Source organism: Flavobacterium sp. (assembly GCF_044376915.1).
GTDB lineage: Bacteria > Bacteroidota > Bacteroidia > Flavobacteriales > Flavobacteriaceae > Flavobacterium.
This window is the reverse complement of record NZ_JBILKB010000032.1, coordinates 1-21,346: the sequence shown is the minus strand read 5'-3', so window position 1 is coordinate 21,346 and position 21,346 is coordinate 1. Positions and strand designations below refer to the sequence as shown.

Here is a 21,346-nt window from a genome sequence, read left to right as displayed (position 1 = left end):
TGATGTCGTTTTAACACCGATAACGGTTTCAGGTTTGCCGGGTTTACATTCGTATGCTTTTGGACAACACAATGGCAAATGGCTCATTATTGGAGGAAGAAAAGATGGTATACATGCACGTCAACCTTTCAATGCTTTTCCGGGAGCACAAAATAATACCGACATATATGTGGTAGATATCGCTACACAACAAACGTGGTCGGCTTCTGTGAATACTTTACCAACCGGACTTAAAGAGCAATTGCAATCTACCAATATGAATTTTTACCAAGACGGAGAGGCCTTGTACATCATCGGTGGTTATGCTTTTTCGGCAACAGAAAATGATCACAAAACATTTAATAATTTAACTTCAGTTGATGTGCCAAATCTGATAAATGCTATTGTAGCAGGTACTCCAATAACATCTTATTTCAAACAAATCTCAAATGATGTTTTTGCAATAACTGGAGGACAATTGGCGAAAATTGGAGCTACTTTTTATTTAATTGGCGGACACCGTTTTGATGGACGTTACAATCCAATGAACAATCCAACATTTACCCAATCGTATTCTAATGCAATTCGTAAATTTAGTATCACCAATTCAGGAACGACATTAAGTTATAGTAATTATCAAGAAATATCAGATCCTCTTCATTTGCACCGAAGAGATTATAATTTAGTGCCTCAAGTTTTTCCAAACGGAGAATTAGGCTATACGATTTCGTCAGGTGTGTTTCAAGTTGCTGTTGATTTGCCGTTTTTATATCCAATAGATGTAAAAGAATCGGGTTATTTTCCGTATACTAATTTTAACCAATACTTAAGTAATTATCACAGCGGAAAAGTAGGTTTGTATGATGCAACGCGAAATCAAATGCACAATTTGTTTTTTGGTGGAATGAGTCAGTATTATTATCAAGGCGCAACTTTAGTGCAAGATAACACGGTTCCGTTTGTTAGCACAATCAGTAGAGTTTCTAGAAATGCAAATGGCGATTTATATGAATATAAATTACCCATTGAAATGCCCAATTTAAAAGGTGCTGGTGCCGAATTTATCCCCAATAAAACGTTGCCGCATTATTCAAATGAAGTAGTGCAACTGTCAAATATTACAGCAAATGAAGTTGTGATTGGCCATTTGTTTGGAGGCATACAAAGTTCGTCAACCTCAGCGTTTACAGACAATCAAACGGGATTAACTGCTGCAGATCCAACGGTTTATGAAGTGAAATTGGTTCGAAATACAACGTTAGATATACCTCATCTTGATGGTAAAAATCCTTTTTCAGTTGTTATTTCTCCTAATCCAACGAGTACAGACACTATAAGTGTTCAATTCACAATGCCTTATACAACATCTGTAGGTTATTTTATTTCAACAATTGATGGAAAGGTGGTTGAAGAAGGTGATATTGAAGATTTGCAAGTAGGAGTTACAAGTATGAATTTTAATATTTCAAGTGCAAATACAGAGCTTGTTTTTATAACATTTGTCTTTGATGATAAATATTATCGCACTGAGAAAGTTATCAAGAGTTACAAGCAATAAATTAATAAAAAATTAAGAGTACTATTTCTAAAATTATATATATTTGTATAACTAAAACAATAAAATAATAACAATTTAATAATCATAAAAATGAAAAAATTAATTTCTATTATGGCCGTTGCAGCTTTCATGTTGTCTATGAATGTTACTGCACAGGAGCCTAAGCAAAAAGCAAAAAAAGAGACAGCAAAAACGGAAAAATCATGTTCACCTGCAGAAAAAAAATCATGTGGTTCTGAAGCAAAATCAGGCGGATGCTGTTCATCTAAAAAAGCTACAGAAAAAAAAGCTGAGTAATTTTATACTACAAAAACTAAACGCCTCGATTTTATCGGGGCGTTTTTTTATGTAACAAATATTTCAATCTAATGTAACTCTTGTTACCGACAGCCGATTTTTGAGATCGTACTTTTGTTCGCAAATAAATTAAGTACGATGAAAAAAATCAAGTTAATATTAATTTTAAGTATTTTAATTGGAGTTGGAAGACTTCAAGCACAAGATACCTTGTCCATTTCAAAAAATGAGTTGTTGCAAAAAGTAATGGAGAAAAATCTCCAAATCAAAGCAACAGAAAAAGCATTCCAATCCGCTCGTGCCGATTATCGTCAGTCAAACGCACTCTTTTTGCCAAACATCAATGTTTCGCATACGGGTATTTCAACTACAAATCCCTTAATGGCTTTTGGTTCAAAATTAAATCAAGAGATTTTAACTGCCTCCGATTTTAATCCAGCATTGTTAAATGATCCTGCTAAAACGCAAAACTTCGCCACTCGAATAGAAGTGCAACAACCATTGATAAATTTAGATGGTTTATACGGTCGTCAAGCTGCTAAAGCAAAAATGGATGCTTTTCAATTGCAAACCGAACGCACTAAAGAGTATTTAGAACTTGAAGTTTCAAAAGCCTTTATGCAATTGCAATTGGCATATAAAGCAGTTACCGTTTTAGAAAAAGCAAATTCAACAGCGCGAGGAAACTTAAAACTAGTTGAAAACTATTTCAAAAATGGCATGTTGCAAAAAACAGATTTGTTAAACGTGCAAGTTCGTGTAAATGAAATTACCAATCAATTGCAGTATGCCAAATCGAATGTACAAAATGCATCCGATTATTTAGCTTTTCTTTTAAATGAAGATATGGCTAAAAAAACCTACAAACCAGCTGAAAATTTAGAAAATTCAATCGCTATTGAAAGTATGAATACAACAATTTCTGATTCCAGAAAAGATATTCAAGCGATGCAAAAATCTTCGGAAGCATACAAAAAAATGCTACAATCTTCAAAATTCGGATTCCTACCTCGATTGAATGCTTTTGGAAGTTATGAATTATATGACCAAAATATTTTTGGAACTTCAGCAAAAGGTTATGTAGTAGGTGCGCAATTATCTTGGAATGTTTTTGACGGATTTAAATCTTTTGGAAAAACACAAAAAGCAAAAGCTGATTTTGAAAAAGCTGAAATTGAAACCGAACAATATAAAAAACAAAGCCAATTAGAATTAAGTAAAACCAATCGTCAATTAGTAGACGCTGAAAACAAAGTGAATTTATCCAAATTAGCCTTTGAACAATCGCAAGAAGCTTTTAGAATTCGTCAAAATAGATTCACACAAGGATTAGAAAAAACAACCGACTTATTACTAGCTGAAACGCAAATGGCACAAAAAGAATTAGAACATTTACAAGCTGTTTTCGAATATAACTTTACCAAACAATACGTTCAATTTTTAACGAAATAAATGTCAAGAACAAGTTCAATTACAAGTTCAAACTTAAAATTTAATAATATGAAAAAAATAATAACAGTAGTAACAATCGCATCACTAATCTTAACTTCTTGTGGAAGTGATAAAAAAGAAAATGTAACGAATTTACCAGCAGTATCTGTTCAAGTATCTGGAAATACTGAAAATTCAAACAGAACATATATAACAGCAAGTGGTAAAATCGAATCGGAAAATAGTGCGAATCTTAGCACAAGAATGATGGGTTATGTAACCAAAGTGAATGTAAAAGTGGGACAAAATGTTTCAGCTGGACAACTTTTGGTAAGCATCAATAATACTGATTTACAAGCAAAAAAAGCACAAGTGGATGCGTCTATCACACAAGCAACTGCGGGTTATAATAATGCTAAGAAAGATTATGATCGTTTTGTGAATTTGTTTGCACAACAATCGGCTTCACAAAAAGAATTAGACGATATGACTGCACGATACGAAATGGCAAAAGCAGGTTTGGAGGCGGCAAAACAAATGCGTAATGAAGTGATGGCGCAGTTTTCGTATTCAAATATTACCGCTCCCTTTTCAGGAACAGTTACTAATACGTTTGTAAAAGAAGGTGATATGGCTAATCCAGGAATGCCTTTAGTAAGTATTGAAGGTGCTTCAAGATTACAAGTAACCGCAATGGTTTCAGAAAGCGATATTTCCAATGTAAAAAATGGAATGCCTGTAAAAATTAATGTAAAATCCTTAAACAAGGAAGTAACAGGAAAAGTATCCGAAGTGAGTTTGTCAGCAAAAAACACAGGTGGACAATATTTGGTGAAAGTAACTTTGGACAAAATGGATAAACAAATTTTATCTGGAATGTTTGTTAACGTGCAATTTCCAACGGCTAAAAAAGAAGTAACTGCTGTGAAATCGGACGTAGTTATGATTCCTGAAAGCGCATTAGTAAGACAAGGTCAATTATCAGGAATTTATACTATTGGGAATGATAATGTAGCTATTTTAAGATGGTTGCGTATTGGTAAAACATTTGGCAATCAAGTAGAAGTGTTATCAGGATTAACAGCAGACGAACAATACATCGTTTCAGCTGAAGGAAAATTATTTAACGGAGCTAAAGTTCAATTAGCCAATTAATCAATTAGCCAATATGTCAATTAATTGGCACATCAACACATTGTCTCATTAACAAATTAGAATCATGCAAGAAGGTATATCAGGTAAAATAGCCAATTTTTTCATCAACTCAAAACTAACCATTTTATTAATGGTAGCGTTGATGATAATTGGTACTTACAGTTCGTTCTTAATTCCTAGAGAAGAAGAACCACAAATTAATGTTCCAATGGCCGACGTAATGGTGGGGTATCCAGGGGCAAGTCCAAGTGAAGTGGAAAGCAGAGTGATTAAGCCACTTGAAAAAATAATTTCAAACATTAAAGGTGTTGAACACATTCATAGTATGGCAATGAACGGTCAAGCCATGATGGTAGTACAGTTTTATGTAGGACAAAATAGTGAAGATTCCTATGTGAAATTATATGACGAATTGATGAAACATCAAAATATGTTTCCTCAGGGAGTATATCAACCCATGGTAAAAACACGTGCTATTGATGATGTTCCTATGTTGGGATTAACGCTTTGGAGCGAAAAATATGATGATTTTCAATTGCGTCAAATAGCCGAAGAAGTTACTTCGGAAGTTGAAAAAGTAAAAGATGTTGCTATTACCAAAGAAATTGGAGGAAGAACCCGCGAATTAAAAGTAGTTTTAGACAAAGATAAAATGGCTGAAAATGGGGTAGATGCTTTAAGCATTATGCAGATGATTCAAGCCAATAATGGAAGTTCGCAATCTGGGAGTTTTGTTCAAAATGACACAGAATATTTAGTTACAACTGGTAAATTTTTAAGTACTTCTGAAGATGTAGAAAATTTGGTAGTGGGCGTAAACAACAACATGCCAGTTTATTTAAAACAAGTTGCAGCTATTCAAGATGGGCCACAAACACCAAAGAATTATGTGTCTTTTGGATACGGAAAAGCGAATGAAAAATTTGCTAAAAACAATTCGGAATATCCAGCGGTAACCATTTCTATTGCAAAAGTAAAAGGTGCCGATGCAATGAAAATTTCTGAGAAAATTTTAGAAAGAGTTGATGCGTTAAAGAAAACAATTATTCCATCAGATGTTCATGTTGAAGTTTCTCGAAATTATGGAGAAACAGCATCGCATAAAGTAGGTGAGTTGTTGTTGCATTTAGGTGTGGCTATTATTGCTGTAACCGTTTTAGTAATGCTAGCCATGGGCTGGAGAGGCGGATTAGTGGTGTTTTTCTCTGTGCCATTAACGTTTGCTTTGACATTATTTAGTTACTATTTATTAGGATATACTTTAAATAGAATTACGCTTTTTGCTTTAGTATTTGTAGTAGGAATCGTGGTGGACGACAGTATCATTATTGCCGAAAATATGCATAGGCATTTCAAAATGAAGCGACTCCCTTTCAAACAAGCCGCTATTTATGCGATTAATGAAGTAGGAAATCCAACCATTTTAGCAACCTTCACTGTAATTGCTGCTATTTTACCAATGGCATTCGTGTCTGGAATGATGGGGCCTTACATGAGTCCGATGCCAATTGGTGCTTCGATTGCAATGATATTATCGTTGTTTGTGGCTTTGACTGTTACACCTTATTTGGGTTACCATTTATTACACGAAAAAGACGAGCAAGAACACAAAGAAGAAGAAGGTTTAGAAACGTCTTGGATTTATAAAATTTACAAAAAAATTGAAGAACCGCTTTTAGATAATTCTAAAAAACGTAATCTAATGTTTTTGATTACAGGTGTGTTGTTAATGGGTTCGGTTTTGATGTTCTTTACGAAATCGGTGGCTGTAAAAATGTTGCCTTTTGATAATAAAAACGAATTCCAAGTCGTAATCGATATGCCAGAAGGAACTACGTTAGAACGAACAGCAGCGGTTACGAAAGAAATTGCGCAATATCTTTCAACGGTTCCAGAAGTGGTAGATTATCAAAATTACATAGGTGCATCGGCTCCGATAACTTTCAATGGTTTGGTGCGTCATTATGATATGCGTGGCGGAAGCAATATGGCAGATATTCAAGTGAATTTATTGCATAAAGAAGATCGTGATTTACAAAGTCATGATATTGCAAAAATCGTTCGTCCACAGGTTCAAAAAATCGCTAAAAAATATGGCGCTAATGTAAAAATAGTTGAAGTACCGCCTGGACCTCCAGTATTGTCAACTTTAGTTGCTGAGGTGTATGGACCTAATTATGATGACCAAATCAAAGTGGCAAATCAAGTAAAAACGATTTTGGAAACTACCTCAGATGTGGTTGATACCGATTGGATGGTGGAGGCACCACAAGTTGAATACAAATTGGAAGTGGACAGAGAAAAAGCCATGTTAAATGGAATCGCTCCGCAGCAAGTAGTAGGTAATTTGACCTATTTGTTAAGAGAAATGCCAGTTTCTAATTTATACGATGAACGTTCAAATAATCCTGTTGGAATTACACTTTCATTAGAAGACAAAGACAAAACTTCGATTCAAGATATTCAAAATTTGAAAATCAAAGGCAGTCGTGGTAATGTAGTTCCAGTGAGTGATTTGGTAAAAGTTACCACAGATACATTACAAAATACTATTTATCGTAAAGACCAAAAACGCGTGGTGTATGTTTTAGCTGATATGGCGGGAGCATTAGAAAGTCCGGTGTATGCGATTTTAGGAATGAATGAGAAGTTAGAAAAAATGCAATTGCCAAAAGGATATAAAGTAAACGAATTGTACATGGATACGCCATCTGATGAAAGTGATTTCACGGTAAAATGGGATGGCGAATGGCAAATTACTTTAGAAGTATTCCGTGATTTAGGAGCTGCTTTCTTAGTCGTAATTATTGTAATTTATATGCTAATTGTGGGTTGGTTCCAAAATTTCAAAACCCCATTAGTAATGATGGTTGCCATTCCGTTATCATTAGTTGGAATTGTATTAGGACATTGGGTTTTAGGAGCATTCTTTACTGCAACTTCGTTCATTGGAATGATAGCCTTAGCGGGAGTAATGGTGCGGAATTCGGTGTTGTTAATTGACTTTATCGAAATTCGATTAAATGAAGGAATTTCAATCAAGCAAGCGATTATTGAGGCTGGAGCGGTAAGAACAACACCAATTCTATTAACCACTGGAGCAGTAGTAATTGGAGCATCTATCATCTTGTTTGACCCAATTTTCCAAGGATTAGCGATTTCTTTAGTTGCTGGAGCAATTGTTTCAACATTATTGACATTAATTGTAGTTCCATTGATTTACTACATTACGGAACGCAAAAAATGGGAGAAAAATAATTAATAAATAACCTGCAAGAACTACAATTCCTTGTATGTTTCTATAAAAAAACACTTATGAAATTAGTAATTATCACAGCAATATCAGAATTTGAAAATGATATCAAAAAGATGCTAAAAGGAGCAAAAGTAAAATCCTATTCCTACAAAGATGTAAAAGGATTTAGAGACACTTCAGATGAAAATATTGGAGACAATTGGTTTGGTTCAGAAATAAGTGAAACCGATTCAGTAGTTTTTTATGCTTTCATATTACAACAAAATTTAGATACTTTGTTTGATGAAGTATCCACGTTTAATAAAAATCAAAAATCTGTTTCTAAAGTGCATCTTGCAGTTCTTACAGTAGATCAATATAATTAAAAATAATAAAATTATGATAAATAGATTAATTAGAGCAATAGCAGGAACGTTTGTAATTCTTAGTGTGCTATTAGGTATGTATGTAAACGAAAACTGGTTTTGGTTTACCATTTTTGTGGGTGCTAATTTATTGCAATCTTCAATTACTAGATGGTGTTTAATGGAGGATATATTGCGAAAATTTGGTATAAAAGATTAGTTTTTTTAAATTAGCCTCTCTAACCTAAATAAAATTGTATGAAAAAGCTTAAATTGATTTCTATTTTGACCTTGATAGTTGTATTCAATGTGGCATCGATGTGCTCTGATGACGACAATTCTAATTCGGCCGCAGATCCATCTCCTGTAATAAATACGGTGACTTCTGGAACTTGGCGTATTACCTTATATCAAGACAGTGGTGTGAATGAAACGAATAATTATTCCAATTATATTTTCACGTTCAATACGAATGGGGTGTTAACAGCTGCTAATTCAACTTCTTATAATGGTACTTGGTCGGTAACGGCTAGCAATTCTAATGATGATAATCCGGATAACGATCTGGATTTCAATATTGCTTTTGTAACACCAGCTCCCAATGCCTTTACGGATGATTTAACAGACGATTGGGATGTAATAAGTTATACCGCAAATCGCATCCAATTGATCGATGTAAGTGGTGGCAACGGAGGAACCGACTACTTGACTTTTGAAAAAAATTAATAAAGATGTTAAATAAAAAACCAGCTGTAAATGCTGGTTTTTTATTTAAAACATTAGACTATCTCTTGATAATACTTACAGCAGTTCCTGTTATTGTAACTATAACATAGTTACTAGTTGTTAGTTCAATATCCACATTAATTCCTACCACTGCATTAGCATTTAATTGTGTTGCATTTGATTTGAGTTGCTCAAAGGCTTGTTCTTTGACTTCAGTCACGCTATCGCTTATTCCGGCGTAATATTTTTGCATGTTAAAAGTCATTTTCATTTTTTGCATATTTACAGCTGTACCAGAAACAATACCCTTATATTCTGCAATACTAAATCCATCAACGGAATTGGTTGTAGTTAAAATCATGTGACTGTAATTTTAGTTTGAATTTTTTAACATTAGACTAATAATTTTTTATTTGTTACATCTAATATTAATTTCGTTGAGAAGGATAATGCTGAAAAATTAATTATAGTCCCTAGAATATTCTGAATTATTTTTCATAATACAATTTACTACTTTGCGACTTTATAACTTTATCTTATCTTTGCATCTCATTACACAAATTCAGAATTATGTTTGATAATTTAAGCGATAAGTTAGATAAAGCCCTTCATCTATTAAAAGGTCATGGTAAAATTACCGATGTCAATGTTGCCGATACCTTAAAAGAAGTACGTAGAGCTTTATTAGATGCCGACGTGAACTTCAAAATTGCAAAAGATTTTACCACCCGAGTAAAAGACAAAGCAATTGGAGAAAACGTATTGACTACTTTACAACCCGGACAATTAATGGTTAAAATCGTGAAAGACGAGTTGACCGAATTAATGGGTGGTGATGCTGCTGGAATCAATCTTTCAGGAAATCCTTCTGTAATTTTAATGTCGGGTTTACAAGGTTCGGGTAAAACAACCTTTTCTGGTAAATTAGCCAACTTTCTAAAAACAAAAAAGAACAAGAAACCCTTATTAGTAGCCTGTGATATCTATCGTCCTGCGGCAATTAATCAGTTGCATGTAGTAGGAGGTCAAATAGGTGTTGAGGTGTATTCAGAACCCGAAAATAAAAATCCGGTTGAGATTGCTCAAAACGCTATCAAGCATGCGAAAGCTAATGGATTCAATGTAGTCATTGTCGATACGGCCGGTCGTTTGGCAGTGGATGAGGAGATGATGAACGAAATTGCCAATGTACATAAAGCCATTCAGCCCGAGGAAACATTATTTGTGGTGGATGCCATGACGGGTCAAGATGCTGTTAATACGGCAAAAGCTTTCAATGATCGTTTGAACTTTGACGGTGTTATCTTAACCAAATTAGATGGTGATACCCGAGGTGGAGCTGCTATTTCGATTAAATCTGTAGTGAATAAACCCATTAAATTCATCGGAACTGGTGAAAAAATGGAAGCGATCGATGTATTCTATCCAAACCGTATGGCGGATAGAATCTTGGGAATGGGAGATGTTGTTTCCTTAGTAGAACGAGCGCAAGAACAATACGACGAAGAAGAAGCTCGCAAATTGCAAAAGAAAATTGCTAAAAACGAATTTGGTTTTGATGATTTCCTAGCACAAATCCAGCAAATCAAAAAAATGGGGAACATGAAAGACCTTGTTGGGATGATTCCTGGAGCCGGAAAAGCATTGAAGGATGTTGAAATTGAAGACGATGCATTCAAACATATCGAAGCCATTATACACTCTATGACGCCTGAAGAGCGAAGCAAACCTTCACTTTTAGATGTAAAACGCAAAACCAGAATCGCAAAAGGGTCAGGAAGAAAAATTGAAGAAGTTAATCAATTGATGAAACAATTTGACCAAATGAGTAAAATGATGAAGATGATGCAAGGTGGTGGTGGAAAAAATTTGATGAAAGCTATGGGCGCCATGAAAGGTGGTATGCCAAGAATGTAAATTAGCGTTTAAGGGTAAACTTTAAGCCTTTTTTTAATATACTAACTATTCGTTTTAGGGAACACACAACTAAACATCCTAGAACAATAAACCTAAAAAAACAAATGCAACTATTAGACGGAAAAAAAGTATCGGAAGATATTAAAAATGAAATTGCTGCTGAAGTAGCTCAAATGAAAGCAAAAGGCGAAAAAGTACCGCATTTAGCTGCAATTATTGTAGGTAATGATGGTGCTAGTTTGACTTATGTGGGGAGTAAAGTAAAATCGTGCGAACGCGTAGGATTTGAATCGACACTCATCAAATTGCCCAGCACAACTACAGAAATTGAGTTGCTGAAAAAGATCAAAGAACTCAATGAAAATGATGCCATTGACGGATTCATAGTTCAGTTGCCTTTGCCCAAACAAATCGATACCCAAAAAATTATTGAGGCCATAGATCCAAGCAAAGATGTAGACGGATTCCATCCTGAAAATTTTGGTAAAATGGCACTTGATATGTCAACTTTTATTCCAGCAACTCCGTTTGGAATCTTAGAATTACTAGAACGCTATAATGTGCCTACAGATGGAAAACATACGGTAGTTATAGGAAGAAGTCACATTGTAGGTCGTCCTATGGGAATTTTAATGGGGAGAAAAGGATTTCCTGGAAATTCTACAGTAACCGTAACACACAGTCATTCCAAAAATATCAACCAAATAACCTCACAAGCCGATATCATCATTTCTGCATTAGGTGTTCCTAACTTCTTGAAAGCCGAAATGGTTAAAGATGATGTAGTTGTTATCGACGTAGGAATTACGCGTGTAGAAGATGAAACCGCTGAGAAAGGATACCGAATTGTAGGTGATGTCGATTTTGAAAACGTATCCAAAAAAGCGTCATTCATTACTCCAGTTCCAGGAGGAGTAGGGCCTATGACCATCGCAATGTTGTTAAAAAACACCTTATTGGCTAGAGAGCAAAGACGTCACAAATAAAAAAAAGACCTGAATTTTTCAGGTCTTTTTTTTATTTCTTTCTGTAATCTGAAGTAAAAAACAATTCTACCGATGGGTATTTCTGCTGCGTCATTTGGATCGAGAAATCACTATCGGCTAAGAAAACCAATTGTCCGTATTTATCGGTTCCCATGAATTTTTGTTTCACTCGTTTAAATTCGGCAAATTCTTCGTTTTTAGGATCTAAAGGTTTTACCCAGCAGGCTTTGTAAGCTGGAAAAGTTTCGTAGGTACATTTAGCGCCGTATTCGTGCTCCAATCGGTATTGAATAACTTCGTATTGTAAAGCACCCACAGTACCAATAACTTTTCTACCGTTCATTTCTAAGGTAAACAACTGCGCAACCCCTTCGTCCATTAATTGGTCTACCCCCTTTTCAAGTTGTTTGGCTTTTAACGGATCGGCATTGTTGATGTATCTAAAATGTTCGGGTGAAAAACTCGGAATCCCCTGAAAATTCATTTTTTCCCCTTCGGTTAACGTATCACCAATTTTAAAATTTCCGGTATCGTGCAATCCCACAATGTCACCCGGGTAGGAAATGTCTACGATTTCTTTTTTTTCTGCAAAAAAGGCATTCGGACTAGAGAATTTCATATTTTTTCCTTGTCGCACGTGCAAATAGGGTTTGTTTTTTTCAAAAGTACCCGAAACGATCTTCACAAAAGCCAAACGGTCTCTGTGCTTGGGGTCCATATTGGCATGAATTTTAAAAACAAAACCGCTTAATTTTTCCTCTTCAGGTTTTACCAATCGGGTATCGGATTCTTTAGCACGCGGTGTTGGGGCGATTTCAATAAAACAATCCAACAATTCGCGCACACCAAAATTGTTTAATGCCGATCCAAAAAATACAGGTTGTAAATCACCACTTAAATAGTCTTCAACTGAAAAAGCGGGATAAACTTCTTCAATCAACTCTAATTCTTCTCGTAATCTATTGGCCGGTTTTTCACCAATTATTTTTTCAAGTTCTGGATTATGAATATCATTAAAAGCAATTGTTTCTTCAATGTTTTTGCGACTATCGCCCTCAAATAAATTAATGTTTTTCTCCCATATGTTATATATTCCTTTGAAATCATACCCCATACCAATTGGGAAACTTAATGGTGTTACTCGAAGTTTTAATTTTTGTTCTACTTCATCCATCAAGTCAAAAGCATCTTTACCTTCACGGTCCAATTTATTGATGAAAACTATCATTGGAATGTTACGCATGCGACATACTTCTACTAATTTTTCGGTTTGCTCTTCCACTCCTTTAGCCACGTCGATAACTACAATAACACTATCTACAGCGGTTAAGGTTCTAAAGGTGTCTTCCGCAAAATCCTTGTGCCCTGGCGTATCTAAAATATTGATTTTTTTATCTTTATACAAAAAGGCTAACACCGATGTTGCCACCGAAATCCCTCTTTGACGCTCAATCTCCATAAAATCGGAAGTAGCTCCTTTTTTTATCTTGTTGCTTTTTACCGCACCGGCTTCCTGAATTGCTCCTCCAAAAAGTAATAATTTTTCTGTAAGAGTGGTTTTTCCGGCATCGGGATGTGATATAATTCCAAAAGTGCGTCTTCTTCCTATTTCTTCAATAAAACTCATGTGTGATAAATTTTTGCAAAAGTAACTATTTTGGAGAATTTTCTGTTAATACTCGGGTATAAATGTTGTGGAATACTAATGAATTGTTATTTTTGTAGATTACAAACCAAATGCACTTTACTATGAGAATTACTCGTTTGCTTTTTTTTGTTTTTTTACTCACACCTTATGTGGTTTTAGCGCAAACTAAAGACGTTTTATTCACGATCGATAGCCATCCGTATTATACCGATGAATTTGTAAGGGTTTACAATAAAAATTTGGATTTGGTGAAAGACGATTCCCAAAAGAACTTAGACAATTATCTTGAATTGTATATCGGTTATAAATTAAAAGTTGAAAAAGCGTATAAAATTGGTTTGCAAAACGGTGCCAATTATCAAAATGAATTAAAATCATATCGCACACAACTTTCCAAAAACTATTTGAGTGATTCAAAGGTTACAAATGAATTAGTTCAGGAAGCCTACGACCGTCTGCTTCAAGAAATTCGTGCGTCACATATTTTGGTTTTAGTTGACGAAAATGCAGCTCCAGAGGATACCTTGAAAGCGTATCAAAAAATTACAGACATCAAAAAACGAATTGAGTCGGGTGAAGATTTTATAAAGGTGGCCCAACAGTTTTCTGAAGATCCTTCTGTAAAAGAAAACAATGGTGATTTGGGGTATTTTTCAGCGTTCCGAATGGTGTATCCTTTTGAGAATGCGGCTTTTTCTACTTCGGTTGGAAAGGTATCAAAGGCCTTTCGTACCCGATTTGGTTATCATATTGTAAAAGTAGTTGATAAACGAGCGAATCGAGGTGAGGTGACTGTAGCACATATCATGATTCTTAAGCCAGCTTCAGTAAGTGATAAGCCAAGTCCAAATCCTGAAGACAAAGCTAAAGTGACAATTGAAGATATTTACAAAAAAATTCAGCAAGGCGAATCCTTCGAAAGTTTAGCGCAGCAATTTTCGGAAGACAAATCTTCGGCTCCTAAAGGGGGAGTTTTGCAACGTTTTGGTTCTGGCCAATTGAGCTCGGAGGAATTTGAAAACGTCGCTTTCTCACTCAAAAATATAAATGATATTTCAGCGCCATTCCAGTCGCAATTTGGTTGGCACATTATCAAATTAATAGAAAAGCATACCGTTCGAACCCTGGCTGATATGAAAACTGAATTAGAGGAAAAAGTCAAAAAAGATGAGCGTTCTTTGTTGATTTCAAATTCTTTAGCAAAAAAATTACGAAGCACCTATTCGTTAAGTAAAGACCAAAAAGCTCTCGCTGCGGTTAAAAAAATACTTACCAATGATTTTTATGCACAAACATGGGAAGTGCCTTCAAATAGTAAAGATTTTGAAAAGCCCATTCTAGTTATTAATAAAAAGAAAAGTATTGCAGTAACTCCGTTTTTAAATTTTATACAAGCCCAACAGAAATCTAATTTAAAAATCAAACCACTCAGTAAATTGGTGGATGTTTTGTTCGAAAAATTTATCGATGAGCAAGTAACGGCTTATTATAATGAAAATCTTGAAAATGAGTTTCCGGAATTCAGATATGTAATGGATGAATATCGCGATGGTCTGCTGTTGTTTGATTTAATGGATCGTGAAATTTGGACCCGAGCAAAATCGGATACGATTGGAATTCAGGACTTTTATAAAAATCATTTAGTGAACTACCAATGGAAAAAACGCTTTGGTGTTGATATTTTATCTTCTACTGATCAATCAGTTATTGAAAAAGCCAAGCAATTGATGAAAAAAGGGAAGTCGTTAGAAGTTATTAAAGAAAAATTAAATACCGAAGGTAAGGTAAATATTATGCTGAAATCGGGTGTTTTTGAAGAAGATGATGCTTTATTGTCTTCCTTTAAAAACGTGACGAAAGGTGTTTCGGGTATAGTTTTAAAAGATAATTATTATTTCATTTTGAATGTTACAGAAGTAAAAGAGGCCGGACCCAAGCTGTTTACCGAATGCAAAGGGAAAGTCATGAGCGATTACCAACAATTTTTAGAAAGCAATTGGGTTAACGAACTCAAAAAAGAATTTGAGGTAAAAATACAACCTGACGTGTTTGCATCCATAAAGAAACAACTGCAGCAATAAATGAAATTTTGGTGTTCCATAATGTTGTTATTTACAGTAGTTGCTTCGTGCGATTATTTTAGCGCACCCAAAGAACCCAAGGCTGTTGCTCGAGTAGGTAAAAACTATTTATATCAAGAAGATATTTTGGATGTAGTTCCGAAAGGAACCTCTAAAAAAGATAGTATAGCTATTGTAAAGGCATTCATCAATCAATGGGCCACACAAAAATTACTTTTTGAAGCAGCTGAGCGCAATTTGAGCAATGATAAAGTGGCCGAATACAATGCATTGATGGAGCAATATAAAGTAGATTTGTATACCAAAGCCTATATTGAAGAGTTGGTGATTCGACAAGTAGATACGCTTGTTACTGAGGAACAAATTGTTACCTATTACAATAGTAACAAACAATATTTCAAAAATGCATCGGAGTTGGTAAAATTGCGCTACATTAATTTAGTTAAAGAAAATCCAAAATTTGCAAAAATTAAAGCAAAGTTTACTTCCTTTACCAAAAAAGATCAAAGAGCGCTAGAACAGTTGTCGGTGCAGTTTAAAAGTTATGCTTTTAATGATTCTATATGGGTGGATATCAATCAAGTATATGAAAAATTACCATTTTTAACAATAGAAAACAAAAACACGTATATTTCAAATGGAAGTAATTTTCAATACTCAGATGCTACAACCCTTTGGTTAGTTAAAGTAAATAAAGTATTGCCAAAAGATAGTGCGACACCTTTAGAATTTTTAAAGCCTACGCTGAAACAAATTATCATCAATAATAGAAAATTAGAATTAGTTAAAACCATAGAAAAAGAGATCACCAATGACGCAATTAATGATAAAAAATATGAAATTTATAAATAAAACATTTCTTCTAAGCCTTTTATTAGTAGTAACTTCAGTATCCTTTGCTCAAAAGAGAGAGAAAGTAGATGGCGTTATAGCCGTTGTTGGCGATTATATAGTTTTAGATTCTGATATTGATTTGGAATACATTCAATTGAAAGCACAAGGTGTAGATACAAAAAATATAAGCCGTTGCGAACTTTTCGGAAAACAGTTAGAAGATAAATTGTATGCACATCAAGCCATTCAAGATAGTATTGTGGTTACAGATGCCGAAGTAAATAGCTACATGAGCGAACAACTTGATGCAATGATTGAGCAAATAGGTTCGCTCGACAAAGTAATAAAATTTTACAAAAAGAAAAACGAAGAGGATTTTCGTAGTTACTTTTTTGATATCATTAAATTGAATAAATTGACTTCTCAAATGCAAAAAAAGATTGTAGATGAAGTGACCATTACACCAGAAGAGGTTCGAAACTTCTTTAAAAATATTCCAGTAGCTGAAATTCCAACCTTTGGTGCCGAAATGGAAGTGGCGCAAATTGTTATTAAACCCGCTATTACAGAAGACGAGAAGAAACGCGTTATTGAAAAACTAAAAGAAATTCGTGAAGATGTGTTGAATGGATCTAGTTTTTTTAGCAAAGCTGTGTTGTTTTCTGAAGATCCTGGTTCTAGCTCTACAGGGGGGTTTTATAAAATGAATCGTAAAACAGCGTTCGTAAAAGAGTTTAAAGATGTTGCTTTTAGTTTGGCTGAAGGTGAAATATCAGAACCATTCGAAACTGAATTTGGCTACCATATAATCATGGTAGAAAAAATAAAAGGTCAAGAGGTAGAGTTGCGTCACATTTTAATTTCTCCCAAAGTTTCGTCACAAGCGGTTAAAGATGCTAAGGCAAAAATTGAGGGTATCCGTCAAAAGATTTTGAATAAAGAAATTTCGTTTGCAGATGCAGCAAAATCTTCCTCTGATGAAAAAGAGACCCGAAACAATGGCGGCGTTTTGTTAAATCCTAGAACGATGGAACCACGATTTGAATTGACAAAAATGGATCCGGCGCTCTATGCACAAGTATCTGAGTTAAAAGACGGGGAAGTTTCCATGCCTATTTTAGATCAAGAACGTGGCGGCGGTCAATTTTATAAAATTGTAACCATCAATAACAGATTTGAAGAGCACCAAGCTGATTTTTCAAAAGATTACATCAAAATTAAAGAGTTGGCACTTCGCGATAAACAAATCAAAGAAATTGCAAAATGGACCGAAGAAAAAATTAAGGAAACTTACATTAAAATCAACGAAGAATACAAGGATTGTGAATTTGCAAATAATTGGTTGAAAAAATAATCAATAAACCCTTTGAATTTTCAGAGGGTTTTTTGTTATTTTAGGCGTTTAAAAATTAATATACAATTCAGTATTCTTAATACGAAAATCAATATGTCAGACGTAGCAGCTATTCAAGAATTAGTTCAAAAACAACTCGCTTTAAAGCAAGAAATTGCAAAAGTAATTGTAGGTCAAGATGAAGTAGTCCACCAAATTATAACCAGTGTTTTTGCAGGCGGTCATGCTTTATTAGTTGGTGTGCCCGGTTTGGCCAAAACATTAATGGTAAATACCATTTCTAAAGCTTTGGGATTGGATTTTAAGCGCATACAGTTTACACCCGATTTAATGCCCTCTGATATTTTAGGTAGTGAAATTTTAGATGAAAATCGTCATTTTAAATTTATTAAAGGACCAATTTTTACCAACATACTTTTGGCAGATGAAATCAACAGAACTCCTCCAAAAACGCAAGCTGCACTATTAGAAGCTATGCAAGAGCGAGCAGTTACTGTAGCGGGCCATCATTATGCTTTAGATTTGCCTTATTTTGTATTGGCTACCCAAAACCCAATTGAGCAAGAAGGTACGTATCCTTTGCCTGAAGCACAATTGGATCGATTTATGTTTGCTATAAAACTAGACTATCCTAGTTTTCAAGAAGAAGTAGATGTGGTAAAAGCAACTACTTCCAATCTGAAACCAGAAGTAAATGCTTTGTTTACTGCTCAGGAAATTATAGATTTTCAACAGGTAATTCGTAAAATACCAGTTGCCGATAATGTTATTGAATATGCGGTTTCTTTAGTTAGTAAAACCCGTCCCGATAATCCCTTAGCGACTGATTTTATTAAAACCTATATCGATTGGGGTGCCGGTCCCAGAGCCTCGCAAAATTTAATTTTAGCAGCAAAAACAAATGCAGCGTTACAGGGTAAATTTTCTCCAGACATTGAGGATGTTCAAGCTGTTGCTGTAGGAATATTACGCCATAGAATTGTAAAAAATTACAAAGCAGATGCCGAAGGTATAACAGAAGAAACAATTATTGAAAAATTATTTTAAGACTTTTTTTGCATTAAATAAGACTGTTTTTTGATAATTTTTCAATACTTAATTTTAAAATTACGAATTATCTATTAAAATCGCATATTATTTTGTTTTATTGAAATATTAATAGTAAAACATAAATTTTACCATTAATAATTCTTTCAATTAGGCAATTTATTATAAATTTTTAAATCTCATTAAGATTTATTAAATTTGTAGCACAAAAGAATACAAATACAATTTAATTATTTTATAATACACATCAAGTAATGAATCTTTATAACGAATACATTAAAGAAATTGAAGAGCGAAAAGGGCAAGGATTACATCCAAAACCTATTGATAATGCTGAATTATTAAGCGAAATTATCGCACAGATAAAAGAGGAAAACAGTCCCAATCGAAAGGATTGTTTACACTTTTTTATATACAATACGTTGCCAGGTACGACTAGCGCTGCCGGTAAAAAAGCTTATTTTTTAAAGGATATTATTTTAGGAAAAGAAGTAGTAAGTGAAATTACACCTGCTTTTGCTTTAGAATTATTATCGCACATGAAAGGTGGAACTTCAATTGAAGTGCTACTCGATATAGCGCTTGGTACATACGAAACAATTGCCAGAGAAGCTGCGGAAGTACTTAAAAATCAAGTATATTTATACGAAGCTGATACCGATCGATTGAAAGCGGCCTACACAAATGGGAATGCCATTGCTAAAGAAATTTTGGAGAGTTATGCACAAGCTGAGTTTTTTACAAAATTACCAGCAGTTCCTGAAGAAATCCAAGTGGTGACCTTCATTGCAGGTGAAGGAGATATTTCTACTGATTTGTTATCTCCTGGTAATCAGGCACACTCACGATCTGACCGTGAATTACATGGTAAATGTATGATTACTCCTCAAGCACAAGATGAGATTAAAGTTCTCCAGGCGCAACATCCCGATAAAACAGTTATGTTGATCGCCGAAAAAGGAACTATGGGTGTGGGATCTTCTCGTATGTCGGGGGTAAACAACGTGGCGCTTTGGACAGGAAAACAAGCGAGTCCATATATTCCATTTGTTAATATTGCACCAATTGTTGGGGGTACCAATGGTATTTCTCCCATCTTCCTTACCACAGTTGATGTAACGGGTGGAATCGGAATTGATTTGAAAAACTGGGTAAAGAAAGTTGATGAAAAAGGAAATCCTGTTCGAGATGGAAATGGGGACCCTGTTTTAGAGCATGCTTATTCTGTTGCTACAGGAACGGTATTGACGATCAATACAAAAACAAAAAAATTATACAACGGCTCGCAAGAGTTAATTGATATTTCAAGATCTTTCACGCCACAAAAAATGGAATTTATCAAAGCGGGCGGTTCTTATGCCATAGTTTTTGGTAAAAAAATTCAAACATTTGCTTGCAAAGTTTTAGGAATTGATATTCCAACAGTATTTGCGCCATCTAAAGAGGTTTCGCATGATGGTCAAGGGCTTACAGCTGTTGAAAAAATCTTCAATAGAAATGCGGTAGGAACCACTCCAGGTAAAATTTTGCATGCTGGTTCTGATGTTCGTGTGGAAGTAAATATTGTGGGTTCTCAAGATACAACGGGATTAATGACTGCTCAAGAATTAGAATCAATGGCAGCCAAAGTGATTTCGCCTATCGTTGATGGTGCGTATCAATCGGGTTGTCATACTGCTTCGGTTTGGGATAAAAAAGCACAAGCCAATATTCCAAAATTGATGCAATTCATGAACGACTTCGGTTTGATTACTGCACGCGATCCAAAAGGAGTATACCATCCAATGACTGACGTTATTCATAAAGTATTGAACGATATAACCATCGATGAATGGGCCATTATCATTGGTGGTGATTCACATACTAGAATGTCAAAAGGGGTAGCCTTTGGAGCCGACTCTGGTACTGTAGCACTAGCTCTTGCTACAGGCGAAGCTTCGATGCCTATTCCAGAATCTGTTAAAGTTACCTTTAAAGGAACCATGAAATCGTATATGGATTTCCGTGATGTAGTTCACGCTACTCAAGCGCAAATGCTACATAAATTTGGTGGTGAGAATGTTTTTCAAGGTAGAATTATTGAAGTGCATATTGGAACATTAACAGCCGATCAAGCGTTTACATTTACCGATTGGTCAGCCGAAATGAAAGCAAAAGCTTCTATTTGTATTTCTGAAGATGACACATTAATTGAGTCGTTAGAAATTGCAAAAGGCAGAATTCAAATCATGATTGATAAGGGAATGGATAATGCTACTAAAGTACTTCAAGGTCTTATCAATAAAGCGAATAAGAGAATTGAAGAAATTAAAACAGGAGATAAACCTGCTTTACGCCCTGATGCTAATGCAAAATATTATGCTGAGGTAGAAATAGACTTAGATATTATCAATGAGCCTATGATTGCTGATCCAGATGTAAATAATAAAGATGTTTCTAAACGATATACGCACGATACCATTAGACCGCTTTCTTTTTATGGTGGAACAAAAACTGTAGATTTAGGATTTATCGGATCTTGTATGGTACACAAAGGTGATATGAAAATATTAGCGCAAATGCTAAAAAATATTGAAAAACAAGAAGGTAAAGTGGAATTTAAAGCACCATTAGTAGTTGCGCCACCTACTTACAATATTGTTGACGAATTAAAAGAAGAAGGTGACTGGGAAGTATTGCAAAAATATTCAGGATTTGAATTTGATGATAATGCCCCTAAAGGAGCTGCACGTA

Annotated in this window: 17 protein-coding genes; 15 read left to right on the top strand and 2 right to left on the bottom strand. The window is 34.7% G+C overall.

The window, feature by feature from the left end:
- The 8 genes from ACIQ6Z_RS05020 to ACIQ6Z_RS04985 all read left to right on the top strand — a co-directional run.
- On the top strand, window positions 1-1,537 hold a 1,537-nt coding region (locus ACIQ6Z_RS05020), incomplete at its 5' end, for a hypothetical protein (protein ID WP_396209840.1).
- Between the two features lie 90 nt (window positions 1,538-1,627).
- A complete protein-coding gene (locus tag ACIQ6Z_RS05015; protein WP_396209839.1) occupies window positions 1,628-1,834 on the top strand; it encodes a hypothetical protein in 207 nt (68 codons plus the stop codon).
- 138 nt (window positions 1,835-1,972) lie between these two features.
- Complete coding sequence (locus tag ACIQ6Z_RS05010; RefSeq protein ID WP_396209838.1) at window positions 1,973-3,286, top strand: TolC family protein; 1,314 nt, start codon at window positions 1,973-1,975, stop codon at window positions 3,284-3,286.
- A gap of 48 nt (window positions 3,287-3,334) precedes the next feature.
- Window positions 3,335-4,420, top strand: a complete 1,086-nt coding sequence (locus ACIQ6Z_RS05005) for an efflux RND transporter periplasmic adaptor subunit (protein WP_396209837.1) — start codon at window positions 3,335-3,337, stop codon at window positions 4,418-4,420.
- A gap of 64 nt (window positions 4,421-4,484) precedes the next feature.
- On the top strand, window positions 4,485-7,682 hold the full coding sequence (locus tag ACIQ6Z_RS05000; RefSeq protein ID WP_396209836.1) for an efflux RND transporter permease subunit: 3,198 nt from the start codon (window positions 4,485-4,487) through the stop codon (window positions 7,680-7,682).
- A 53-nt stretch (window positions 7,683-7,735) separates the two neighbouring features.
- The gene (locus ACIQ6Z_RS04995) at window positions 7,736-8,041 is read left to right on the top strand and encodes a hypothetical protein (RefSeq protein ID WP_396209835.1); all 306 of its coding nucleotides are present in this window, start codon (window positions 7,736-7,738) and stop codon (window positions 8,039-8,041) included.
- Window positions 8,042-8,054: 13 nt separating this feature from the next.
- Window positions 8,055-8,240 (top strand): DUF2892 domain-containing protein, encoded by a 186-nt coding sequence (locus ACIQ6Z_RS04990; RefSeq protein ID WP_396209834.1) that lies wholly within the window; start codon window positions 8,055-8,057, stop codon window positions 8,238-8,240.
- A 38-nt stretch (window positions 8,241-8,278) separates the two neighbouring features.
- Window positions 8,279-8,746, top strand: a complete 468-nt coding sequence (locus ACIQ6Z_RS04985; RefSeq protein ID WP_396209833.1) for a hypothetical protein — start codon at window positions 8,279-8,281, stop codon at window positions 8,744-8,746.
- 58 nt (window positions 8,747-8,804) lie between these two features.
- On the opposite strand, the gene ACIQ6Z_RS04980 is transcribed toward ACIQ6Z_RS04985, so the two are convergent.
- A complete protein-coding gene (locus ACIQ6Z_RS04980; RefSeq protein ID WP_396196856.1) occupies window positions 8,805-9,107 on the bottom strand; it encodes a heavy metal-binding domain-containing protein in 303 nt (100 codons plus the stop codon).
- Between the two features lie 209 nt (window positions 9,108-9,316).
- Between ACIQ6Z_RS04980 and ffh the strand changes: the two genes are divergently transcribed.
- Window positions 9,317-10,663 carry a signal recognition particle protein gene (ffh, locus tag ACIQ6Z_RS04975; protein WP_396209832.1) on the top strand — a complete coding sequence of 449 codons (1,347 nt, stop codon included), beginning with the start codon at window positions 9,317-9,319 and terminating at the stop codon, window positions 10,661-10,663.
- Window positions 10,664-10,767: 104 nt separating this feature from the next.
- Window positions 10,768-11,649 (top strand): bifunctional 5,10-methylenetetrahydrofolate dehydrogenase/5,10-methenyltetrahydrofolate cyclohydrolase, encoded by an 882-nt coding sequence (locus tag ACIQ6Z_RS04970; RefSeq protein ID WP_396209831.1) that lies wholly within the window; start codon window positions 10,768-10,770, stop codon window positions 11,647-11,649.
- 31 nt (window positions 11,650-11,680) lie between these two features.
- On the opposite strand, the gene ACIQ6Z_RS04965 is transcribed toward ACIQ6Z_RS04970, so the two are convergent.
- Window positions 11,681-13,276: a peptide chain release factor 3 gene (locus ACIQ6Z_RS04965; RefSeq protein ID WP_396209830.1), complete on the bottom strand. Its 1,596-nt coding sequence runs from the start codon at window positions 13,274-13,276 to the stop codon at window positions 11,681-11,683.
- A gap of 122 nt (window positions 13,277-13,398) precedes the next feature.
- Between ACIQ6Z_RS04965 and ACIQ6Z_RS04960 the strand changes: the two genes are divergently transcribed.
- The 5 genes from ACIQ6Z_RS04960 to ACIQ6Z_RS04940 all read left to right on the top strand — a co-directional run.
- On the top strand, window positions 13,399-15,378 hold the full coding sequence (locus tag ACIQ6Z_RS04960) for a peptidylprolyl isomerase (protein WP_396209829.1): 1,980 nt from the start codon (window positions 13,399-13,401) through the stop codon (window positions 15,376-15,378).
- A complete protein-coding gene (locus ACIQ6Z_RS04955) occupies window positions 15,379-16,230 on the top strand; it encodes a hypothetical protein (RefSeq protein WP_396209828.1) in 852 nt (283 codons plus the stop codon).
- Window positions 16,214-17,566 carry a peptidylprolyl isomerase gene (locus ACIQ6Z_RS04950; RefSeq protein WP_396209827.1) on the top strand — a complete coding sequence of 451 codons (1,353 nt, stop codon included), beginning with the start codon at window positions 16,214-16,216 and terminating at the stop codon, window positions 17,564-17,566. Before ACIQ6Z_RS04955 ends, ACIQ6Z_RS04950 begins: the two co-directional genes overlap by 17 nt.
- A gap of 93 nt (window positions 17,567-17,659) precedes the next feature.
- Complete coding sequence (locus ACIQ6Z_RS04945; RefSeq protein WP_396209826.1) at window positions 17,660-18,613, top strand: AAA family ATPase; 954 nt, start codon at window positions 17,660-17,662, stop codon at window positions 18,611-18,613.
- 254 nt (window positions 18,614-18,867) lie between these two features.
- A partial coding sequence (locus ACIQ6Z_RS04940; RefSeq protein ID WP_396209825.1) for a bifunctional aconitate hydratase 2/2-methylisocitrate dehydratase occupies window positions 18,868-21,346 on the top strand: 2,479 nt, incomplete at its 3' end.